The sequence below is a fragment of the Mycobacterium sp. 155 genome, assembly GCF_000373905.1.
Classification (GTDB): Bacteria; Actinomycetota; Actinomycetes; order Mycobacteriales; family Mycobacteriaceae; genus Mycobacterium.
The window spans coordinates 203449-222596 of sequence record NZ_KB892705.1 but is presented as its reverse complement, the minus strand read 5'-3'; the positions used below and the strand labels follow the sequence as shown (position 1 = coordinate 222596).

Here is a 19148-nt window from a genome sequence, read left to right as displayed (position 1 = left end):
GGACAGCGCCCGCTGACATTACCTGAGAAGTCGCTCATTGCAAGACTTCTCACCTGACATTCAGCGCCGCGCGTTTCCCTCCGACAGGAATCCGAGCAGATCGTGCCGCGTCAGCACGCCGACCGGCTTGCCGTCTTCGACGACCATCACGGCGTCGCACTCGCGCAGCGACTTCGCCGCGGTACTCACCAACTCACCCGCGCCGATCAACGGTAGCGCCGGACCCATGTGCTCGGAAACCGCATCGGCAAGCTTCGCCCGGCCCTCGAACACCGCCGAAAGCAATTCTCGCTCCGACACGCTGCCGGCCACCTCGCCGGCCATCACCGGGGGCTCGGCACCCACGACAGGCATCTGCGACACCCCGTACTCGCGCAGGATCCCGATGGCGTCACGCACCGTCTCCGACGGATGGGTGTGAACCAGGTCAGGTAGCGCACCGGACTTGCCGCGCAATACATCCCCGACGGTCGCCTGCTCGATCGAGCCGTCCAACCGGCTGCGCAGGAAACCGTACGACGACATCCACGCGTCGTTGAAAATCTTTGAGAGATAACCACGTCCGCCGTCCGGCAGCAGCACCACCACCACCGAGTCGGGCCCCGCCTTGCGCGCCACCTCGATGGCGGCAACAACCGCCATCCCGCATGATCCACCGACCAGCAGCGCCTCTTCGCGCGCGAGCCGACGGGTCATGTCGAACGAATCCGCGTCAGAGACCGCGATGACCTCGTCGGGCACGGTCGGGTCGTACGCGCTCGGCCAGAAGTCTTCACCGACACCCTCGACCAGGTACGGCCGGCCGGTCCCACCCGAATACACCGAGCCCTCGGGATCGGCGCCGATGATCCGCACCTTTCCGCCAGACACCTCCTTGAGGTAGCGACCGGTGCCGGTGATGGTGCCTCCGGTTCCCACACCGGCCACGAAATGGGTGATCTTGCCGTCGGTGTCGGCCCAGATCTCCGGGCCCGTGGTCGCATAATGACTGGCCGGACCCATCGGGTTGGAGTACTGATCGGGCTTCCAGGCCCCGTCGATCTCGGTGACCAGCCGGTCGGAGACGCTGTAGTAGCTGTCCGGGTGATCCGGCGCTACCGCCGTCGGGCACACGACCACGTCAGCGCCATACGCGCGCAACACATTCTGCTTGTCCTCGCTGACCTTGTCGGGGCAAACAAAGATGCACTTGTAGCCGCGGCGCTGGGCCACCAGGGCCAGTCCCACCCCCGTGTTGCCGGAGGTCGGCTCGACGATGGTGCCGCCCGGCTTGAGTTCACCGCTGGCCTCGGCGGCGTCGATCATCTTGACGGCGATGCGGTCCTTGGCACTGCCGCCGGGGTTGAGGTATTCGATCTTGGCGGCGACCAAGCCCGCACCTTCTGGGACAACCGAGTTCAGCTGCACGAGAGGGGTATTGCCGATGAGCTCACTGATGTGCTTGGCGATGCGCATAGTCACATCGTCTCAGGCCCGCGCGCGGGTTACCAGGTGGCCTCGCGAATGTACTCGCCGATCTGGCGCAGCGACCGGGCCGCTTCGGATACCAGAGGCGCCGCAAGCTGGAAGACATGCATCTGACCGGGCCAAATGTGCACCTCTACCGGAACGCCGGCAGCGGCGAGCATGTGGGCGGCTTTCCGCGCATCGCTGATCAAAACCTCGGAACCGGACACGTGGATAAGCGTGCGCGGAAGACCGGGCTCGATGTGGTCGAGCGGTTCGTAGACTTCCTCACCCTTGCGGTCGGCCGCGCGCTCGACCAGCTTGACGAGGGCGTCGAACGCCTTGGGCACGAACATGGCATCCCGGTGGATGTTCGGATGATTGGCCCGCGCCGTGTTGTCGATCTCGAACAAGGGCGACATGGTGACCAGCGCCGCCGGTTCCTCTCCCTCGGCCAGGAGCCGTTCGGCCAGAGCCAGCCCCAGATAACCGCCCGCCGAGTCACCGACCAGCACGATCTGCTCGGGCTCGTATCCGGTGAGCCGCAGCCAGTGGTAGGCGTCGTAACAGTCGTCGATCGCGGTGCCCACCGAATGCTTGGGGACCATGCGGTAATCCACCGCCAGTACCGGACTGTCCGCGTACTGCGACAGCGACGTCACAATGCCGGTATGTGTGTTCGCACCACACGTCAGGAACGCGCCACCGTGCAGGTACAGGATGACGCTTCGCTTGCCGTCGGCGGGCAGCACACCCTTGGCGCGCACAAGGTGCGCGGTGCAGTTGGGCAGGCCGATCGTCGCCTTGATGGTGCCGGGGGCGGGCCGCATGAGCCGCGCGGCGAAGTTGACAACACCGAACGGCCACGGCAAATGCGGAGCATAGCTACCAATTGCTACAACGGGTCGGATAGTCAGCATTGCCGCCACCGAAGCCAGTCGGCCGGCGAGACTCGGACCGTCTTCGACCACCTCGACGGGCATCAGGTCACTGACAGGGTACTTGCGCGCGCGGTGCACTCTAGCTGGGCTTATACCAGCACGACGGGACCTCGCGACCTTACTCGGTGCAGTCATCGCCACCACTTCCTACGTCTTTGTAGTGCTAGGTGTGCTACGTCACTCAGACAACCCGGGTAACTTAGCTTGCCATCCTCAGTCAGTTCAACAATCAAATAATCTGAATTGATACCGGACTTGATACCGCAACGTAATCGGTGGTCTCCGCTCGCCACACGCAAAACCTGGTGTGTCGCACCTAAACTTGCGGTGTGGGCTCAAGCAGTCGTGCTCCTCGCGTCCGCAACCGCACCCCGAGTCGGACGACCTTCGCCCTGGCGGCCGCGGCAACACTGGTGTCTACCGGCTCCGCGTATATCGGGGCGCGCAATCTGCTGTCGGGGCAGGCGGATCAGGCCCGTCGGGTCATCCCGAAGGCTTGGGACATCCCACCCCGCGCCGACGGCGTCTACGCGCCCGGCGGTGGCCCGGTGCAGCGTTGGGAGCGCGGAATTCCGTTCGACATACATCTGATGGTGTTCGGCGACTCGACCGCCACGGGCTACGGCTGCCGCGTGGCCGACGAGGTACCCGGCGTGGTGATCGCCCGCGGCGTCGCCGAGCAGTTCGGTAAACGGGTCCGGTTGAGCACCAAGGCAATTGTCGGTGCGACGTCGAAAGGGCTGTCGGGGCAGATCGACGCCATGTTCGTGGCCGGCCCACCGCCGGATGCGGCCGTCATCATGATCGGCGCCAACGACATCACCAAACCGAACGGCATCGGCCCCTCGGCGCGGCGGCTCGGTGTGGCCGTACAGCGGTTACGGTCCGCGGGAGCGGTCGTAGTCGTCGGCACCTGCCCGGATTTCGGTGTCATCAAGGCGATTCCCCAACCATTGCGCTGGGTCGCACGGGACCGGGGGTTGCGGCTGGCCCGCGCGCAGGCCGGCGCCGTGCGGGCCGCGGGCGGTGTGCCGGTGCCGTTCTCCGATCTGCTGGCACCCGACTTCTACAAGACCCCCGAACTGTTGTTCTCACAGGACATGTTCCACCCATCGGCGGCCGGTTACGCTCTGGCGGCCAGCCAGTTGCTACCGGCGCTGTGTAATGCCTTGGGCAACTGGGACGGTGACGAGGCGCTGGAGACCGGTTCGGCGGACGATGCGTCGTTGCTGTCGCGGCTGGGCGGCGTGAGCAGGCTCTGGCGGCGGCCGACCGGAGTGCCCGCACCCATCGTGGTACCCGCGGGCTAGGTTCATTTCTAGAACACGATCTAGGAGCTTGCCATGCCCGAAGCCGTCATCGTCGCCACCGCCCGCTCGCCGATCGGCCGCGCCGGAAAGGGATCGCTCATCGAGATGCGGCCGGACGACCTGGCTGCTCAGATGGTGAAGGCTGTGCTGGACAAGGTGCCGGCCCTGGACCCCCGCGACATCGACGACCTCGTCATGGGCTGCGGTCAGCCTGGCGGCGAGGCCGGGTTCAACATCGGTCGCGCCGTCGCGGTCCAGCTGGGCTACGACTTTCTGCCCGGCACCACGGTCAACCGCTACTGCTCGTCGTCGCTGCAGACCACCCGCATGGCATTCCACGCGATCAAGGCCGGTGAGGGCCACGCATTCATCTCGGCCGGCGTCGAGACCGTGTCGCGGTTCGCCAAGGGCAACGCCGACGGTTGGCCCGACACCAAGAACCCGCTCTATGCCGACGCAATGGCCCGCACCGACAAGGCGGCCACGGGCGCCGAGGAATGGCACGACCCGCGGGAAGACGGCAACATCCCCGACGTATACATCGCCATGGGCCAGACCGCCGAGAATGTCGCGCTATACACCGGTATCAGCCGCGAAGAACAGGATCACTGGGGTGTGCGGTCGCAGAACCGGGCCGAAGAGGCGATCAAGCACGGATTCTTCGAGCGCGAGATCGTGCCGGTGACCCTGCGCAATGGCACTGTGGTGTCCACCGATGACGGCCCGCGGCCCGGCACCACCTACGAGAAGATCAGCCAGCTCAAGCCGGTCTTCCGGCCCAACGGCACCATCACTGCCGGCAACGCATGCCCGCTGAACGACGGCGCCGCGGCGCTCGTCGTGATGAGCGATGTGCGCGCTCGCGAACTCGGGCTCACGCCGCTGGCCCGCATCGTGTCGACCGGGGTATCCGGCCTGTCACCGGAGATCATGGGCCTCGGCCCGATCGAGGCCGTCAAGAAAGCTCTTGCCAACGCTGGCATGAGTATTGGCGACATAGACCTCTACGAGATCAACGAGGCATTCGCGGTGCAGGTGCTGGGTTCAGCCCGGGCCCTGGGCATCGACGAGAACAGGCTCAATGTCTCAGGCGGCGCAATCGCTTTGGGCCACCCGTTCGGCATGACCGGTGCCCGGATCACCGCAACCCTGCTGAACAATCTGCAGACCTACGACAAGACGCTCGGCATCGAGACCATGTGCGTCGGTGGCGGCCAGGGCATGGCGATGGTCGTGGAGCGGCTCTCCTAGCTCCTTCGGCGTTGACTCCTGACCGCAGAGTGAAGGCCACCACCCCAGTCTCGACGCAAAAGAAAAAGGCGCCCGCGAGTCGCGGACGCCCTTCTCGGGAAAGAAACTAGTCGTTGTTGAAGTAACTCAACAGCCGCAGGATCTCGATGTAGAGCCAGACCAGCGTGACGGTCAGGCCCAGGGCGATGCCCCACGCGGCCTTCTCCGGCGCACCGGCGCGGATCATCTGGTCGGCAGCGTCGAAGTCGATCAGGAAGCTGAACGACGCGAGCGCGATGCACAGCAGCGAGAAGCCGATGGCCAGCGGGCCGCCGTCGGTCAGCGGGGCGTTGCCGGTGAAGATCGCGAACAGGATGTTCACGATGGCAAGCGCGACGACGCCGAAGATGCCGGCGACGATCATGCGGGTGAGCTTCGGGGTGACCCGGATGGCGCCGGTCTTGTAGACGACGAGCATGCCGAAGAACACGCCGAAGGTCGCGACCACGGCCTGGAAGATCATGGCCGGCCCACCAGTGGACACCAGGTTGGCGAACAGGAACGACGCCGTGCCGACGAACACGCCCTCGAACGCCGCGTAGGACAGCACGATGGCCGGGTTGTCCTGCTTACGCCCGAAGGTGGCGATCAACACCAGCGCAAGACCGCCGAAGCTGCCGATGAAGAACGCAGGCATCAGCAGGGCCGGGTTGGCCGCCACGAAGAAGTAGGCGACGACGGCGACAGCCGACACGATGGCCAGCGAGATGCCGGTCTTGGTGACAACGTCGTCGATGGTCAGTGGACGCGATACACCGGTCTGCCGCTGGTCGGTGTACTCGGTATAAGGCTGTGCATGTACCTGCTGAGCGCCGTAGCCGGCGGCTCCGGTACCGAATTGTGCGTATCCGCCCTGCGTTTTGGGCAGAGACCGGAATACCGGGTTGCTGGTCTCGCGCACCGTCGGGTCCTCTCCTATGTGCCGTGTTCGGCAGTGAACTACTTCGATCAACGAACGGCGATCTGCACAGGTTCCCGCAGAACCGAACGCATTCCCAGGAAACGTACAGGTTTGATGTCGAGGCAAACCCTACCCGGCGTAAGCGAACAACGGGCATCGAACTAGATTGGCCTCGTGGCAGAAAACGAGGACATCCTAGTAAATGTCCGTAACGGGGTTGGCATTCTCACCCTGAACCGGCCGAGGGCGATCAACTCGCTCAATGAGGGGATGGTCGCGAGAATCGCCGCGGCACTCGACGCGTGGGAGAACGACGACACGGTCCACACCGTGCTGCTCACCGGAGCCGGTGAGCGCGGGCTATGCGCAGGCGGCGATGTGGTTGCGCTCTATCACAGCGCCAGGGCGGGCGGGGCCGACGCCCGCAAGTTCTGGTACGACGAATACCGGCTCAACGCACGCATCGGCAGTTATCCCAAGCCGTACGTGGCGCTCATGGACGGCATCGTGATGGGCGGGGGCGTCGGCGTCGCAGCCCACGGGAGTGTCCGGGTGGTCACAGACACCACCAAGATGGCGATGCCCGAGGTCGGTATCGGGTTCATCCCCGATGTCGGCGGCACCTATCTGCTGTCGCGAGCCCCGGGTGCACTCGGCCTGCACGCCGCGCTGACCGGCGCACCGTTCGGCGGGGCCGACGCCATCGCGATGGGCTTCGCCGATCACTATGTGCCGCACGCCGATCTCGCCGAGTTCACCGAGGACATCGTCAACAACGGTGTCGAAAGCGCCCTGGCCGTCCACGCCGTCGAACCACCGCCCAGTCCGCTACTGGCGCAACGGGACTGGATCGACACCTGCTATGCCGGGGAAAACGTCGCCGACATCCTCACCCGGCTACGCAGCCACAATGCGGGCCCGGCCGGCCAGACCGCCGGCGACGCCGCCAATCTCATCGCCACCCGCTCTCCCGTCTCGCTCGCGGTGACATTGGTCGCCGTGCACCGGGCCGCGAAGCTGGACACGCTGGAGGAGGTGCTGCAGCAGGAGTACCGGACGTCATGTGCATCGGTGCGTTCGCATGATTTCGTCGAGGGCATCCGCGCCCAACTGGTCGACAAGGACCGCGACCCACACTGGTCTCCGCCATCCACTGCGGCGGTAACCCAGGCCGACATCGACGCATACTTCGTTTCGGCGGATCCCGACCTGACGTTCTGAGAGGACATCCCATGAGCTTTGAGACGATCCTGGTGACCCGCGTCGACCGCGTCGCCACCATCACCCTCAACCGGCCCAAGGCGCTCAACGCGCTCAACAGCCAGGTGATGAACGAAGTCACCACGGCCGCAGCCGAACTCGACAACGACCCAGGTATCGGCGCGATCATCGTCACCGGTAACGAGAAGGCCTTCGCCGCCGGCGCGGACATCAAGGAGATGGCGGAGCTGTCGTTCGCCGACGTGTACGCGGCCGACTTGTTCGAGCTGTGGTCGAAATTCGCCGCCACCCGAACCCCGACCGTCGCCGCCGTCGCCGGGTATGCCCTGGGTGGTGGCTGCGAGCTGGCGATGATGTGCGACATCCTGATCGCTGCCGACACCGCCAAGTTCGGCCAGCCCGAGATCAAGCTGGGCGTGCTGCCCGGTATGGGCGGCAGCCAGCGACTGACACGTGCGATCGGCAAGGCCAAGGCCATGGACCTGATCCTGACGGGCCGAACCATCGACGCGGTCGAAGCCGAACGGGCCGGGCTGGTGTCGCGCCTGGTCCCGGCGGATTCGCTGATCGACGAGGCCCTCGCGGTGGCCGAGACGATCGCGGGGATGTCGCTGTCGGCGGCGCGGATGGCCAAGGAAGCCGTCAACCGTGCTTATGAGTCGACGCTTGCGGAGGGCCTGCTCTACGAACGCCGACTGTTCCACTCGGCGTTCGCCACGACCGATCAGAAGGAAGGCATGGCGGCCTTCACCCAGAAGCGCGCCCCTAACTTCACCCATCGCTAAAGTACGAGGGTGACCGACATCGCCGAGCCCGAAGCTGCGACGCCCGACGCCAAGCCCGTTGCCACGGACAAACCCGACTTGTGGCAGCGTCATTACACGTTCTTCGGGACGGCGGTCGGCCTGGTGTTCCTGTGGTTGTCGATGACGCCGTCGCTGCTGCCGCGCGGTCCGCTGTTCCAGGGTCTGGTGAGTGGCGCCGCCGGTGCAATCGGCTACGGCCTCGGCGTTTTCGGCGTGTGGCTGGTGCGGTTCATGCGGTCGGCGGACACCAGTCCGCGTGCGCCGCGCTGGGCATGGGTGAGCCTCGTGGTAGTCGGCATCGTCGGCCAGATCCTGATGATCGTCTATTTCCACGTGTGGCAGGACGAGGTCCGGGACTTCATGGGTGTGCCGCGGCTGACGTTCTGGGATCACCCGCTGACCGCGGTGTTGTCGGTGGTGCTGCTGTTCGTGTTCGTGAAGATCGGACAGCTGATCGGCAGGCTCGTGCGGTTCCTCGTGCACCAGCTCAATCGATTTGCGCCCCCACGCGTTTCGGTAGTGGTGGTGATCGCGCTGTTGTTGGCGTTCAGCATCGCACTGCTCAACGGTGTGGTGGTCCGATTCACGATGGAGAAGATCAACAGCACGTTCTCGGCGATCAACAACGAGGACGACCCTGATTTCGCGGCTCCGACATCGACACTGCGGTCGGGCGGCCCGGGATCGCTGACGAAGTGGGAGTCGCTGGGCCACCAGGGTCGGGTGTTCGTTTCCGGCGGGCCGAGTGTCGAGAAGCTCAGCGAATTCAACGGAAAACCTGCGATGGAACCGATCCGGGCGTACGCCGGGTTGCATTCCGCTGAGGGTATCCGGGCCACTGCGGCACTGGCCGCCCAGGAGCTGCTGCGCACCGGCGGGCTCGACCGCAAAGTGGTGGCGGTGGCGACCACCACCGGCACCGGCTGGATCAACGACGCCGAGGCCGCGGCCCTGGAGTACATGTACAACGGCGACAGCGCAATCGTATCGATGCAGTATTCGTTCCTGCCCAGCTGGATCTCGTTCCTGGTGGACAAGGAGAACGCGCGTCAGGCCGGGCAGGCGCTGTTCGAGGCGGTCGACCACCTCGTCAAGCAGCGGCCGGAGGGCAAGCGCCCCAAGCTTGTGGTGTTCGGCGAGAGCCTGGGTTCGTTCGGCGGCGAGGCACCGTTCCTGAGCCTGAACAATCTGATCGCCCGTACCGACGGCGCGCTGTTCTCGGGCCCGACATTCAACAACACCATCTGGACGGATCTGACCCGAAACCGCGATGCCGGCTCCCCGGAGTGGCTTCCGATCTACGGGAAGGGCGAGTACGTCCGATTCTCCGCACGGCCGGAGAACCTGGACCGGCCTGCCGACCCGTGGCACACTCCCCGCGCGGTCTACCTGCAGCACGCGTCGGATCCGATCGCGTGGTGGAACCCGGATCTGCTGTTCTCCGAGCCGGATTGGCTCAAGGAGCCTCGTGGTTACGACGTCTCGGGGCGCATGCAGTGGATCCCGGTGGTGACCTTCCTACAGGTGTCCGCGGACATGGCGGTCTCGGTCAACGTGCCCGACGGGCACGGCCACGTGTACATCAAGGATGTCGCCAATGCGTGGGCCAAGATCCTGCAGCCGCCCGATTGGACGCCGGACAAGACCGAGAAGTTGCGTCCGCTGTTGAGCAACAACGAAAACACCTAGACCAGCTGGGCCACCTTCAGTGCCTGGTAGCCGCCGACGACGTCGGTAGCGCGGTACAGCCCGAGGTCGTGCAGAGCGGCCGCGGCCAGGCTGGACGTGTAGCCCTCCGAGCACAGGATGACCCAGTGCACGTCGTCGTCGACCGCCTGCGGAATCCGCGCATCGCTGGTGGGGTCGCACCGCCACTCCAGCACATTGCGCTCGATCACCAGCGCGCCCGATACTTCCCCCTCGGCGGCCCGCTGCGCGGCGGGCCGGATGTCGACAAGCACGGCGCCGGAAGCCAACGCAGCGGGCAACTCGTCGGCGGGCAGCCGCTGCAGACGCTCCCGGGCAGCCGCCAGGACGGCCTCGATCCGGCTCACACTCACCCCTCCGGAGCGTCAGTCAGTTCGGTCCGGTTGCGGCGCAACGTGTTCCGTTCCGTCACCTCGTAGTAGGACATGGCGGTCAACGGCGGCGAGTAGGCGTGCACACTCAACGTTGGTCCGGTGAGCGGTCCGGGTGCGCGGACGACGTCGTGCACCCATCCGAGTGGGAACGCGGCCTGGGCGCCTGCTGAGAGCCGTCGACGCCTCAACTCCTCACCATCCCAGCGGGTTTCGGTCAGAGCACCCGACACCACAGTCAACGCCCCCAGGGAGCCGCCGTGGTCGTGCAGTTCGGTGGACTTGTCGGGTACCCAACTGATCAACCAGATGTCCAACTCGTCGTCGCCGGCCATCCGCGTGTACCAGCGCTCGTCGTGCGGCAGACCGCGCAACAGCCGGTCGTAGCGACCGGACAGGACGTCGTCGGCGGCGCGGTCGGTGGTGTGCAACAGATCGGGCAGGCGCAGCCGGGTCGGTGCGGACACGGCAGGAACCGGGGCAGGGGCAAGGGTGGAAACCATACGAGAAAACTCCAGAACAGACGTTGCGGACAGGTTGGTCAAGGGCGCGCTAGCGAGCCCGACAACACCCCTGCGAACCGGTCCGTTCCATCACGGCGGCCAGTGTTGCATAGATTGGCGCCATGCGCAGTAACGCCTGGGCCCTGTTGTGGACGACTGGAGCCGTCGCCGTAACCGCCCTCACGATGTTGACGGGATGTTCGTCGACGGGCGATCAGGGTCATCCTCCCGCCTCGTCCGCCGCAACGCCGACCACTGCCACGCAGTCGGCCACCCCCACCGCCGGGCCGGGTGAAGTGGCGACCTCGCCGGGCGGGGTCACCACCGCCGTGGAGGCCGACGCCCAGTCGTCCGAAGAGGAGTATTTCCAGGCCTGCCATGCCGCCAAGGTCTGGATGGACGAGAAGGGCGGCGACCCCAAGACCCAGATTGAGCCGTATCTGGCCGCTCTGCAGGCTCCCGGCGCCACACCCGGCCCCGGCACCTACAACAAGGCCTGGGCGGAGCTGGAACCTGGCCGTCAGGCCGCGGTCATCGTCGCGGTGCGCGCGGCGGCCGACCAGCTCTGCGGCTAGTTCGAATCAGGCTGCGCCGAACCACCCGCGGGCAAGGCACCGAAGAAACTGGCGGCGAGTTGGCTGCGCCTTGGGCCCCGCCCGCAGCCGGGGTGCTGTTGAGTTCACCGCGACGCCCGCGTCGACGCTGTCGCGCGCCACTGGGCCCTGGTGGCAGGACCTCGAACGCGAGGATCGCGGCCCCAAGGGGTGGCGATCCCGGGAACCGCACACCATCGTTCCCACGGCAGAATGGACCCATGCGAGTTGCGTTGGCTCTCGGCAGCGGAGGTGCGCGCGGCTACGCGCATATCGGCGTCATCAACGAACTACGCGAGCGCGGCTACGAGGTCGTCGGTGTCTCCGGATCGTCGATGGGAGCACTGGTCGGCGGGCTGTACGCCGCAGGCAAGCTCGACGACTTTGCCGACTGGGCACGGACTTTGACCCAGCGCGCGGTGCTGCGACTGCTCGATCCGTCGCTCACCGCCGCGGGAATCATGCGCGCCGAGAAGATCCTCGACACCGTCCGCGACATTCTGGGCGAGGCCACGATCGAAGACCTGCCCATCCCCTACACCGCCGTCGCCACCGACCTGATCGCCGGAAAATCGGTGTGGCTGCAACGCGGCCCGGTCGATTCGGCGATCCGGGCATCGATCGCGATCCCCGGCGTGATCGCCCCGCATGCGCTGGGGGGCCGATTGCTCGGCGACGGCGGCATTCTCGACCCGTTGCCGATGGCACCGATCGCCGCAGTCACCGCCGATCTCACGGTCGCGGTGAGCGTGTCCGGCGGTGATCCCGGTACGGCCGCAAGCCCGGTGGACCGCGAGTCCCGGCCCACCGCCGAATGGCTCACCCGGATGCTGCACAGCACCTCAGGGATACTGGATACGGCATCGGTGCGCAGCATGCTGGACCGGCCCACCGCGCGTGCCGTGCTGAGCCGGTTCGGGGCGACGATTCCTGAAACCGAGATCCCCGAAACCGAGCTCGCCGAAGCCGAAGCCGCCGTCGACGAGATCCCTGACGCCACAGGCGCGCCCCGGCTGAGCAGCTTCGAGGTGATGTACCGCACCATCGACATCGCACAGGCCGCACTGGCCAGGCATATGTTGGCGGCCTACCCGCCCGACCTGCTGATCGAGGTGCCCCGCACGGTGTGCCGCAGCCTCGAGTTCCACCGGGCCGCGGAGGTGATCGGGATCGGCCAGGAGTTGGCCGCCCGCGCGCTCGACTCCTGAGTCTCGGTCACGCCGGGGCCCGTACCGGCTGGCGGGCAACGTCGCGGAAACCTGCCCGGGCCGAGCAGACGCGGACTCGCATGAATCGTGGGTCCGCAGTGCGATTTTGCGTCTGCTCGCGCTAGAGAGTGACCACCTCATAGGCGCCGTCGGCGTACCGGGCCCGGATGGTCTTCTTGTCGTACTTGCCGACACTGGTGCGCGGCACCTGCTCGACGAACGTCCAACGCTCCGGCAACCACCAGCCAACCACCTTGCCACCCAGGAACTCTCGCAGTTCTTCGGGGCTGGCGGTGACGCCCTCGTGCAGCACCACCACGGCCAACGGACGTTCCTGCCAGCGGTCGTCGGGCACCCCGACCACGGCGGCCTCCAGCACGGCAGGATGGGCGATCAGCAGATTCTCCAACTCCACCGAGGAGATCCACTCACCGCCGGATTTGATGACGTCCTTGGCCCGGTCGGTGAGCGTGACGTAGCCGTCTTCGTCGATGCAGCCGACATCGCCGGTGCGCAGCCAGCCAGTGTCGAACTTCTCCGCGTCTCGCCCCTGGTAGTAGCTTCCGGTGATCCACGGTCCACGTACTTCGAGCTCCCCCACGGCTTTACCGTCGCTCGGCATTGGGTTGCCGGCATCGTCGACAATGCGGACCTCGACACCGCACATGGCCCGGCCGGCGGTCGCCCGCATCGCCCAGTGCCGCGGCTCGGACACTCCGGGCAGTGGTTTGGCGACCGTCGCCAGCGGTGACGTCTCGGTCATGCCCCACGCCTGCTGGATATAGACGCCGTAGCGCTCCTGGAAGGTGTGCATCAGTGAGACAGGTACCGCTGAACCACCACAGGCAACCAGGCGTAGCGACGAAATATCGTGTCCGGGCGACTTTTCCAGGCAGTGCATCACATCGTTCCAGATGGTCGGGACCGCGCCGGCCACGGTGGGCCGCAGCGATTCGATCAGCGCGATCAACGAGGCGCCGTCCAGGAAGCGGTCCGGCATCACCAGATCCGCTCCGGCCATCAGGGCGGCATACGGCAAACCCCAGGCATTGGCGTGGAACATCGGCACGATCGGCAGCACCACGTCACCGGCACTGACGTCGAGCGCATTGGCGGTGCAGGTGGACAACGCATGCAGATAGCTCGACCGGTGGCTATACACGACGCCCTTGGGGTTGCCGGTGGTGCCACTCGTGTAACACATTGCCGCCGCGGAGTTTTCGTCGACGTCGGGCCAATCGAACTCGGCCGGCTGCGAAGCGAGCAGCTCCTCGTAACGCACCACCGCGACCCCGGCCAGCGGGCTCACATCGCCGTTCCCACATACGATCACGGTGTGCACAGTCTCGAGCAGCGGCAACACGGGTGCCAGCTGTGGCACCAGCGACGCGTCGGCCACGATCACTCGGTCCTGCGCTTCGTTGGCGATATAGGCGATCTGTTCCGGGGACAACCGGATGTTGAGGGTGTGCAGCACCGCCCCCATCGCCGGCAGTGCGAGATAGGCAGTCAGGTGTTCGGCGTTGTTCCACATGAACGTGCCGACCCGCTCGTCCCCCGTGATGCCCAGGCCGCGCAGAGCGTGCGCCAGCCGGGCGGCCTGTTCGCCGAGCTCCCGGTAGGTGCTGGTTCGGTAACCGCCCTGGCCGGTGGCCGTGGTGACAGTTCGGTCGGCATTGGCGCCGCAGGCATGCCGCAAGATCGCCGTGATGGTCAACGGCCAGTTCTGCATGGTGCTGTCCACGGGCGCGATGCTATCGGGGCGGTTTCCGGGAACGAATCGGGTTCCCGAAACGATGTACGGAGAGGAGGATGTGAGGTAACTGAAACGAGAGGTGCGGCAATGCGGGTGACGTGGGCCCTTGGTGCGGTGGCATCGGCTGTGATCGGGCTGGTGTGCGCATCCGCCGGGGTCGCCTCAGCCGACGAAACGGCGCAGGAAGTGATCAGCCGACTGCAGTCGCAGGGCTACACCGTCAACATCGACCGTGTCGGGACGGCGCCGCTCGACCAGTGTGTCGTCACCAGTGTCCGCAACCCGCAGCAGGTCAGCCAATGGGTGCCCTACACCGGCCCAGGCCGCGGCAACAGCAATGGCAACCCCAACAACCGCATGCTGGTGCAGGTCGTCACCAGCCAGACGGTATCGGTCTCCCTGAACTGCCAACGCTGAGCGGACCGACCTCAACTCGCCAGCCCACGACTCCCAGCGCGGGCAGTGCCCCGACCGAATCCGTCCCGATGAATCACGATGGGATTCGATCGAAGGTATCGGGGTTGGGTCCGGTTCTTCCGGATTCCCCGCGGTCGAGGGCCGAGATCGCATCCATATCGGATTCGGTCAGTTCGAAGTCGAACAGCTCGAAGTTGGATCTGACCCGTTCCGGCGACACAGATTTCGGAAATACGATGTCGCCGCGCTGGATGTGCCAGCGCAGCACGACTTGTGCCGGGAACCGGCCCACGGTATCGGAGATCCTCATGACAACCGGATCGTCGAGCACCTGACCTTTCGCGATCGGCGACCAGGCCTCGGTCGCGATGCCGTGGTCTCGCCCGTACGCGCGAACCTCTTCGTTGGTGAGGTATGGATGAACCTCGACCTGGTTGACCGACGGCACGGTGTCAGATTCTCTCGCGAGCCGCTCTAGGTGTGCCGGCTGGAAGTTCGATACCCCGATGCTGCGTGCGCGGCCGTCCTTGGCGAATTCCTCCAGTACGTGCCAGGTCGAGACGAAGTCGCCGTCATACAGCATCGGCAGCGGCCAATGGATCAGGAACAGGTCGACGTAGTCAGACCCGAGCGCACTCAGCGTGTTGTCGAACGCCCGTCGGGCGTCGTCGGGGCGGTGGAAACCGTTGTTGAGCTTGCTGGTGACGAACACCTCGCCACGGTCCAAGCCTGCGTCGCGAATCCCCTGACCGACTTCTCGTTCATTGCCGTACATCTCGGCGGTATCGATGTGGCGGTAACCGACGTCTAACGCAACCTTGACCGCCGCCGCCGTTCTGTCGGGCTCGATCTTGAACACACCGAATCCCAACTGCGGGATGCGGGTGCCGTCGTTCAGTTCGATTGCATTCATGCGTGGGAATGTCCTCCTCGTGACCGTGACGTCCAGCATGCCCTGTCGAGCCTCCCTCGCGAGCAGACGTGAGAGTCCCCCGACACCGGCGTGTCGGGGGACTCTCACGTCTCAGTGTCATTGTGAGGGTGCTGTGTTGCGGTGTGTCGAGGTGACAGACCCCGCGTGCGGTGGTTGGTTCCGGATCATCTGGTGTCTGGCTCATTTCGCGTCTGCCGCCCCTTTTTTGGGGGGTTGGCGTTGAGCAGTAGTGCCGGCACCAGATGAGAAGGACCGGACGGCGTGACTTGATAGGAGCGTGGCATCGCCCCGACTGAGAAGTGTCCGCCGCCCGGCCCAACCTCAATACACCCCCTCTTCATGACTGAAGGAGGCAACCACCATGGTTGTTGTTGGAGCCGATGTACACAAGCGCAGCCACACCTTTGTCGCGGTCAACGAGGTTGGACGCAAGCTCGGCGAGAAGACCGTCAAGGCCACCACCGCCGGGCACCACACGGCCATCATGTGGGCGCGCGAGCAGTTCGGCACCGAGCTGATCTGGGGCATCGAGGACTGCCGCAACATGTCCGCGCGCCTGGAACGTGACCTGCTGGGCGCCGGGCAAAAAGTGGTCCGGGTGCCCACCAAGCTGATGGCCCAGACCCGCAAGTCCGCGCGGGTGAGGGGCAAGTCCGATCCGATCGATGCGCTCGCGGTGGCCCGGGCGGTGCTGCGGGAACCCGACCTGCCGGTGGCGTCTCATGACGAGACGTCGCGGGAGTTCAAACTGTTGACCGATCGCCGTGATGTCCTTGTAGCACAACGTACCTCGGCGATCAACCGGTTGCTCTGGCATGCCCATGACCTCGATCCCGAGCGGGCCGCCGCGGTGGGCTCACTCAGTGCCGTCAAGCAGCAGCAGACGCTCATGGCCTGGCTGACGGAGCTGCCGGGTCTGGTCGCCGAAATTGCCCGCGCAGAGCTGACCGACATCATCCGACTCACCAGCGAGATCAACGCCTTAGCCAAGCGTTTGGCGGCCAGCGCGCACCGGTCCGCCCCGGCGCTGCTGGAGATCCCCGGCTGCGCGGAGCTGACTGCGGCCAAGATCGTCGGCGAAGCCGCCGGCGTCACCCGGTTCACCAGTGAGGCGGCGTTCGCCTGTCACGCCGGAGTCGCGCCCATCCCGGCGTGGTCGGGGGCCAGCGCCGGGCAGATGCGGCTCAGCCGCGCCGGTAACCGTCAACTCAACACTGCCCTCCACCGCATCGCCGTCACCCAGATCCGCATGACCGGCAGCGCCGGGCAGATCTACTACCACAAGCTGGTCGATGCCGGGAAAACCAAAGCCGCCGCCCGGCGCTGCGTCAAACGCCGCATCGCCCGCCGCGTCTACCAAGCCCTCCGCCGCGACGCCGGCCACCCCGACCACCAAACCCCCAGTCAGCCGCCACAATCAGCAGCGGCTTGACATAGGAGCTATTGCTCGCGGGAACGAAGCCGCGGAGGTTTAGACGGCGACGGGCTCGCGGACAGCCAACTCGTGCAGCGCCACCGGAGCGGAGGTCAGTTGTGAGTACAGCGCGGGCAGCTCGGCTGCCACGTCGAACGCATTGACGTGACCGGCGTAGTCGGCGATGAAGACCTGGCTACCGTCGGCGCGTACGGCAACCGCGGCGGGCTGGGCGCTGACCTCGACGCTGCCGATGATCTGGCTGGTCAACGTACACAGCACCAGGACACGGTCGTAGTCGACGACGTAGGCGCGGGTGGAATCCGGGCTGAGCACGAGCTGCGTGGGCGCCCCGCCGACAGCGATCGCGCCGAGGACAGTGCCCGCCGCAGTGTCGACGACGTGCACCTCACCGCGAGACTGCAGATCCGACGTCAGCGCGTAGGCGATTCCGTCGGTACCCAGCGCGATGTCGCGGACTGGGGCGCCGATCCACACGGTCGCCTCGACCCGTGCAGTTTCGGTGTTGACCACGACGACGCGGCTGCCACGCGGACCCGAGGTGGCAGCGTAGAGCCGCTTACCGGTGGCATCGACCCGAAGTGCGTCGAGGTTGATGCCCACACCCGTGGCGATGTCGATGGTGCCGACCCGCTCGGCGGTCACGTCGATGACGGCGACGTCGATGCGGTCATGGCCGCTGCGTCCGGCGAACACCCGCTTGCCGTCCGGGCTGACCGTCAATGCGGTCACGCTCAGCGCCAGCGGGTACTCGGCGAGCACCGCGCCGGAGATGGTGTCGACGACGGCGATCGCGTCGTGGCTAGCGGTGGCGACGCTGACGTAAGCACGGTCGTCGGCAACGACGACTGCGAACGGTTCACCGCCGAGCCGTACCGAACCGACGACCTGCAGGGTGTCGGGGTTGATCACGGTGAGGCAGTCCGTGCCGTGGTTGGTCACCACAATGGTGTCCCGGTCCGCATCCACGGCGATGTCGCCGATGGGGCCACGCCGGACTTCCACCAGACCAGCGACATCGAGGTCATCGAGGACGCCGTCGAACACGACACTGCCGACGGCATCGTCAGCGACAGCGGCATCACGATGAACCAGATTGCTGATCGCGCGCAAGAAGTTCTTTGCCATGGTCATCGGCACCTCCGCCGGCATGACTTTCACCGGCACTAGATTCAGGGGTATCTCTGCGCCAGGATGGCGCGGTTGGGTTCAAGTTTAGCGACGAAAATGCGCGCGCTTCCTCACGAAGTCAGCGTCTCGGCCAAATGCCGAGCCGATCTCTCAGGCTGCGCTTAGAAAATTCTTCGTTACGTCGTCGTTATGTTTTGGTAGCAATACACTGCACGTCAGTTACCTGCCAAGATGCTGCCAACGGCTACCACCTGCCCGATATCGCGGAATGCTGTCGGCGAAATAACTTCTCGCCATTCCCCGGAAAAATGAGCGATAAATCACACCTCGACACGCCAGCAAACTTTTCGAATCCACAGGCGACCGGGGGTGGTCGCGTCGGTCCACGTCATGTTACAGCTGGGGAAGCTGAGGCCGGATGAGGCAGATGTTCGCTGGCCGTGATCCAGCTCACATGTCCGCCGCCAACCGCCCGCACTCGATCGCCGCGTATGCGAGCATCACCGCATGGACCCGCAGGACGACCCTGAGGCCCGCATCCGGGACCTGGAACGCCCACTCGCCGACGCCGCCCACGCGTCGGAGCTGGGAACGGGTCAGACCACCCAGCCATGGACTTCGGCTCAGCAGTTTCCGCCGCCGTACGGCAACGAATACCCCGGCTATCCACCACCACAGCGAGGCTCAGCCAGTTCGGTACGTGTTCTGGTGCTGTCGGCGGCGCTGGCGTCGCTTCTCGCGGCTGGTGGCGTCGCGGCCTATCTGATGTTCGCCAGCTCACGGGACACCGGGTCGAGCGGCACCACGACGAGCGGCTCCGCCAAGACGACCGTGCGCACCACCCAGGCGCAGCCCGCCGCCCCCATGCCGCCCACTGTCTCGTCGAGCCCGGTGCTACCCGGCCAGCCGGTCGCCGTGACGGGGATCAACCAGAACCGCACCATCGCGTGCAACGACAGCTCCGTGACCGTGCAAGGCATCCAGAACACCGTGACGATCACCGGGCACTGCACCACCATCACGGTGTCGGGCATCCAGAACACGATCACTGTCGACGCAGTCGACACCATCGGCGTCTCCGGTATGGAGAATCGGCTCACCTTCCACTCGGGTGAACCACAGATCTCCAACTCCGGTCAGGACAACGTCGTCGAACAGGGCTGAGCCGGCGAGCCCGG

The 19148-nt window shown here is 65.8% G+C and carries 17 protein-coding genes and 1 pseudogene; 10 read left to right on the top strand and 8 right to left on the bottom strand.

The annotated features are described in order from the left end of the window. Positions 1–60 precede the first annotated feature (60 nt). A complete protein-coding gene (locus B133_RS0101010) occupies positions 61–1455 on the bottom strand; it encodes a cystathionine beta-synthase (RefSeq protein WP_018598841.1) in 1395 nt (464 codons plus the stop codon). Between the two features lie 29 nt (positions 1456–1484). Beyond that, entirely contained in the window at positions 1485–2522 is a 1038-nt protein-coding gene (locus B133_RS0101005; RefSeq protein ID WP_026255821.1) for an alpha/beta hydrolase, read from the bottom strand. 194 nt (positions 2523–2716) lie between these two features. Here B133_RS0101005 and B133_RS0101000 point away from each other — a divergent pair, with 194 nt between their 5' ends. Then, positions 2717–3697, top strand: a complete 981-nt coding sequence (locus B133_RS0101000) for an SGNH/GDSL hydrolase family protein (RefSeq protein ID WP_051088019.1) — start codon at positions 2717–2719, stop codon at positions 3695–3697. A gap of 33 nt (positions 3698–3730) precedes the next feature. Continuing rightward, positions 3731–4948 (top strand): acetyl-CoA C-acetyltransferase, encoded by a 1218-nt coding sequence (locus tag B133_RS0100995; protein ID WP_018598838.1) that lies wholly within the window; start codon positions 3731–3733, stop codon positions 4946–4948. A 106-nt stretch (positions 4949–5054) separates the two neighbouring features. Here B133_RS0100995 and B133_RS0100990 read toward each other — a convergent pair whose 3' ends face one another. Beyond that, the gene (locus tag B133_RS0100990; protein WP_018598837.1) at positions 5055–5888 is read right to left on the bottom strand and encodes a Bax inhibitor-1/YccA family protein; all 834 of its coding nucleotides are present in this window, start codon (positions 5886–5888) and stop codon (positions 5055–5057) included. Between the two features lie 174 nt (positions 5889–6062). Here B133_RS0100990 and B133_RS0100985 point away from each other — a divergent pair, with 174 nt between their 5' ends. From B133_RS0100985 to B133_RS0100975, 3 genes are read left to right on the top strand one after another with little or no spacing between them, the layout of a single operon-like run. Then, entirely contained in the window at positions 6063–7109 is a 1047-nt protein-coding gene (locus B133_RS0100985; protein WP_018598836.1) for an enoyl-CoA hydratase/isomerase family protein, read from the top strand. Positions 7110–7120: 11 nt separating this feature from the next. Continuing rightward, complete coding sequence (locus tag B133_RS0100980; protein WP_018598835.1) at positions 7121–7894, top strand: enoyl-CoA hydratase; 774 nt, start codon at positions 7121–7123, stop codon at positions 7892–7894. A gap of 9 nt (positions 7895–7903) precedes the next feature. Then, positions 7904–9604 (top strand): alpha/beta-hydrolase family protein, encoded by a 1701-nt coding sequence (locus tag B133_RS0100975; RefSeq protein ID WP_018598834.1) that lies wholly within the window; start codon positions 7904–7906, stop codon positions 9602–9604. On the opposite strand, the gene B133_RS0100970 is transcribed toward B133_RS0100975, so the two are convergent. After that, a complete protein-coding gene (locus tag B133_RS0100970) occupies positions 9601–9969 on the bottom strand; it encodes a rhodanese-like domain-containing protein (RefSeq protein WP_026255819.1) in 369 nt (122 codons plus the stop codon). The two genes, B133_RS0100975 and B133_RS0100970, sit on opposite strands and share 4 nt — an antisense overlap. A 2-nt stretch (positions 9970–9971) precedes the next feature. Further along, positions 9972–10529, bottom strand: coding sequence for a cysteine dioxygenase family protein (locus B133_RS0100965; protein ID WP_369751473.1), 558 nt, complete (start codon positions 10527–10529; stop codon positions 9972–9974). Positions 10530–10618: 89 nt separating this feature from the next. Here B133_RS0100965 and lpqV point away from each other — a divergent pair, with 89 nt between their 5' ends. Continuing rightward, positions 10619–11071: a lipoprotein LpqV gene (lpqV, locus tag B133_RS0100960; RefSeq protein ID WP_018598831.1), complete on the top strand. Its 453-nt coding sequence runs from the start codon at positions 10619–10621 to the stop codon at positions 11069–11071. Between the two features lie 239 nt (positions 11072–11310). Then, the gene (locus tag B133_RS0100955) at positions 11311–12297 is read left to right on the top strand and encodes a patatin-like phospholipase family protein (protein WP_018598830.1); all 987 of its coding nucleotides are present in this window, start codon (positions 11311–11313) and stop codon (positions 12295–12297) included. 121 nt (positions 12298–12418) lie between these two features. Here B133_RS0100955 and B133_RS0100950 read toward each other — a convergent pair whose 3' ends face one another. After that, positions 12419–14041 carry a fatty acid--CoA ligase gene (locus tag B133_RS0100950; RefSeq protein ID WP_018598829.1) on the bottom strand — a complete coding sequence of 541 codons (1623 nt, stop codon included), beginning with the start codon at positions 14039–14041 and terminating at the stop codon, positions 12419–12421. A 99-nt stretch (positions 14042–14140) separates the two neighbouring features. On the opposite strand from B133_RS0100950, the gene B133_RS0100945 reads away from it, so the two are divergent. Continuing rightward, positions 14141–14470 (top strand): hypothetical protein, encoded by a 330-nt coding sequence (locus B133_RS0100945; RefSeq protein WP_018598828.1) that lies wholly within the window; start codon positions 14141–14143, stop codon positions 14468–14470. A 73-nt stretch (positions 14471–14543) separates the two neighbouring features. On the opposite strand, the gene B133_RS0100940 is transcribed toward B133_RS0100945, so the two are convergent. After that, positions 14544–15383 (bottom strand): aldo/keto reductase, encoded by an 840-nt coding sequence (locus tag B133_RS0100940; protein WP_018598827.1) that lies wholly within the window; start codon positions 15381–15383, stop codon positions 14544–14546. 382 nt (positions 15384–15765) lie between these two features. On the opposite strand from B133_RS0100940, the pseudogene B133_RS0100935 reads away from it, so the two are divergent. Next, positions 15766–16833 (top strand): annotated as a pseudogene (locus B133_RS0100935) (IS110 family transposase); the annotation flags it as partial. 42 nt (positions 16834–16875) lie between these two features. Here the strand turns inward: B133_RS0100935 and B133_RS0100930 are convergent. Then, positions 16876–17973, bottom strand: a complete 1098-nt coding sequence (locus B133_RS0100930; RefSeq protein ID WP_369751430.1) for a YncE family protein — start codon at positions 17971–17973, stop codon at positions 16876–16878. 504 nt (positions 17974–18477) lie between these two features. On the opposite strand from B133_RS0100930, the gene B133_RS0100925 reads away from it, so the two are divergent. Continuing rightward, a complete protein-coding gene (locus B133_RS0100925; RefSeq protein ID WP_018598825.1) occupies positions 18478–19134 on the top strand; it encodes a DUF3060 domain-containing protein in 657 nt (218 codons plus the stop codon). Positions 19135–19148 lie beyond the last annotated feature (14 nt).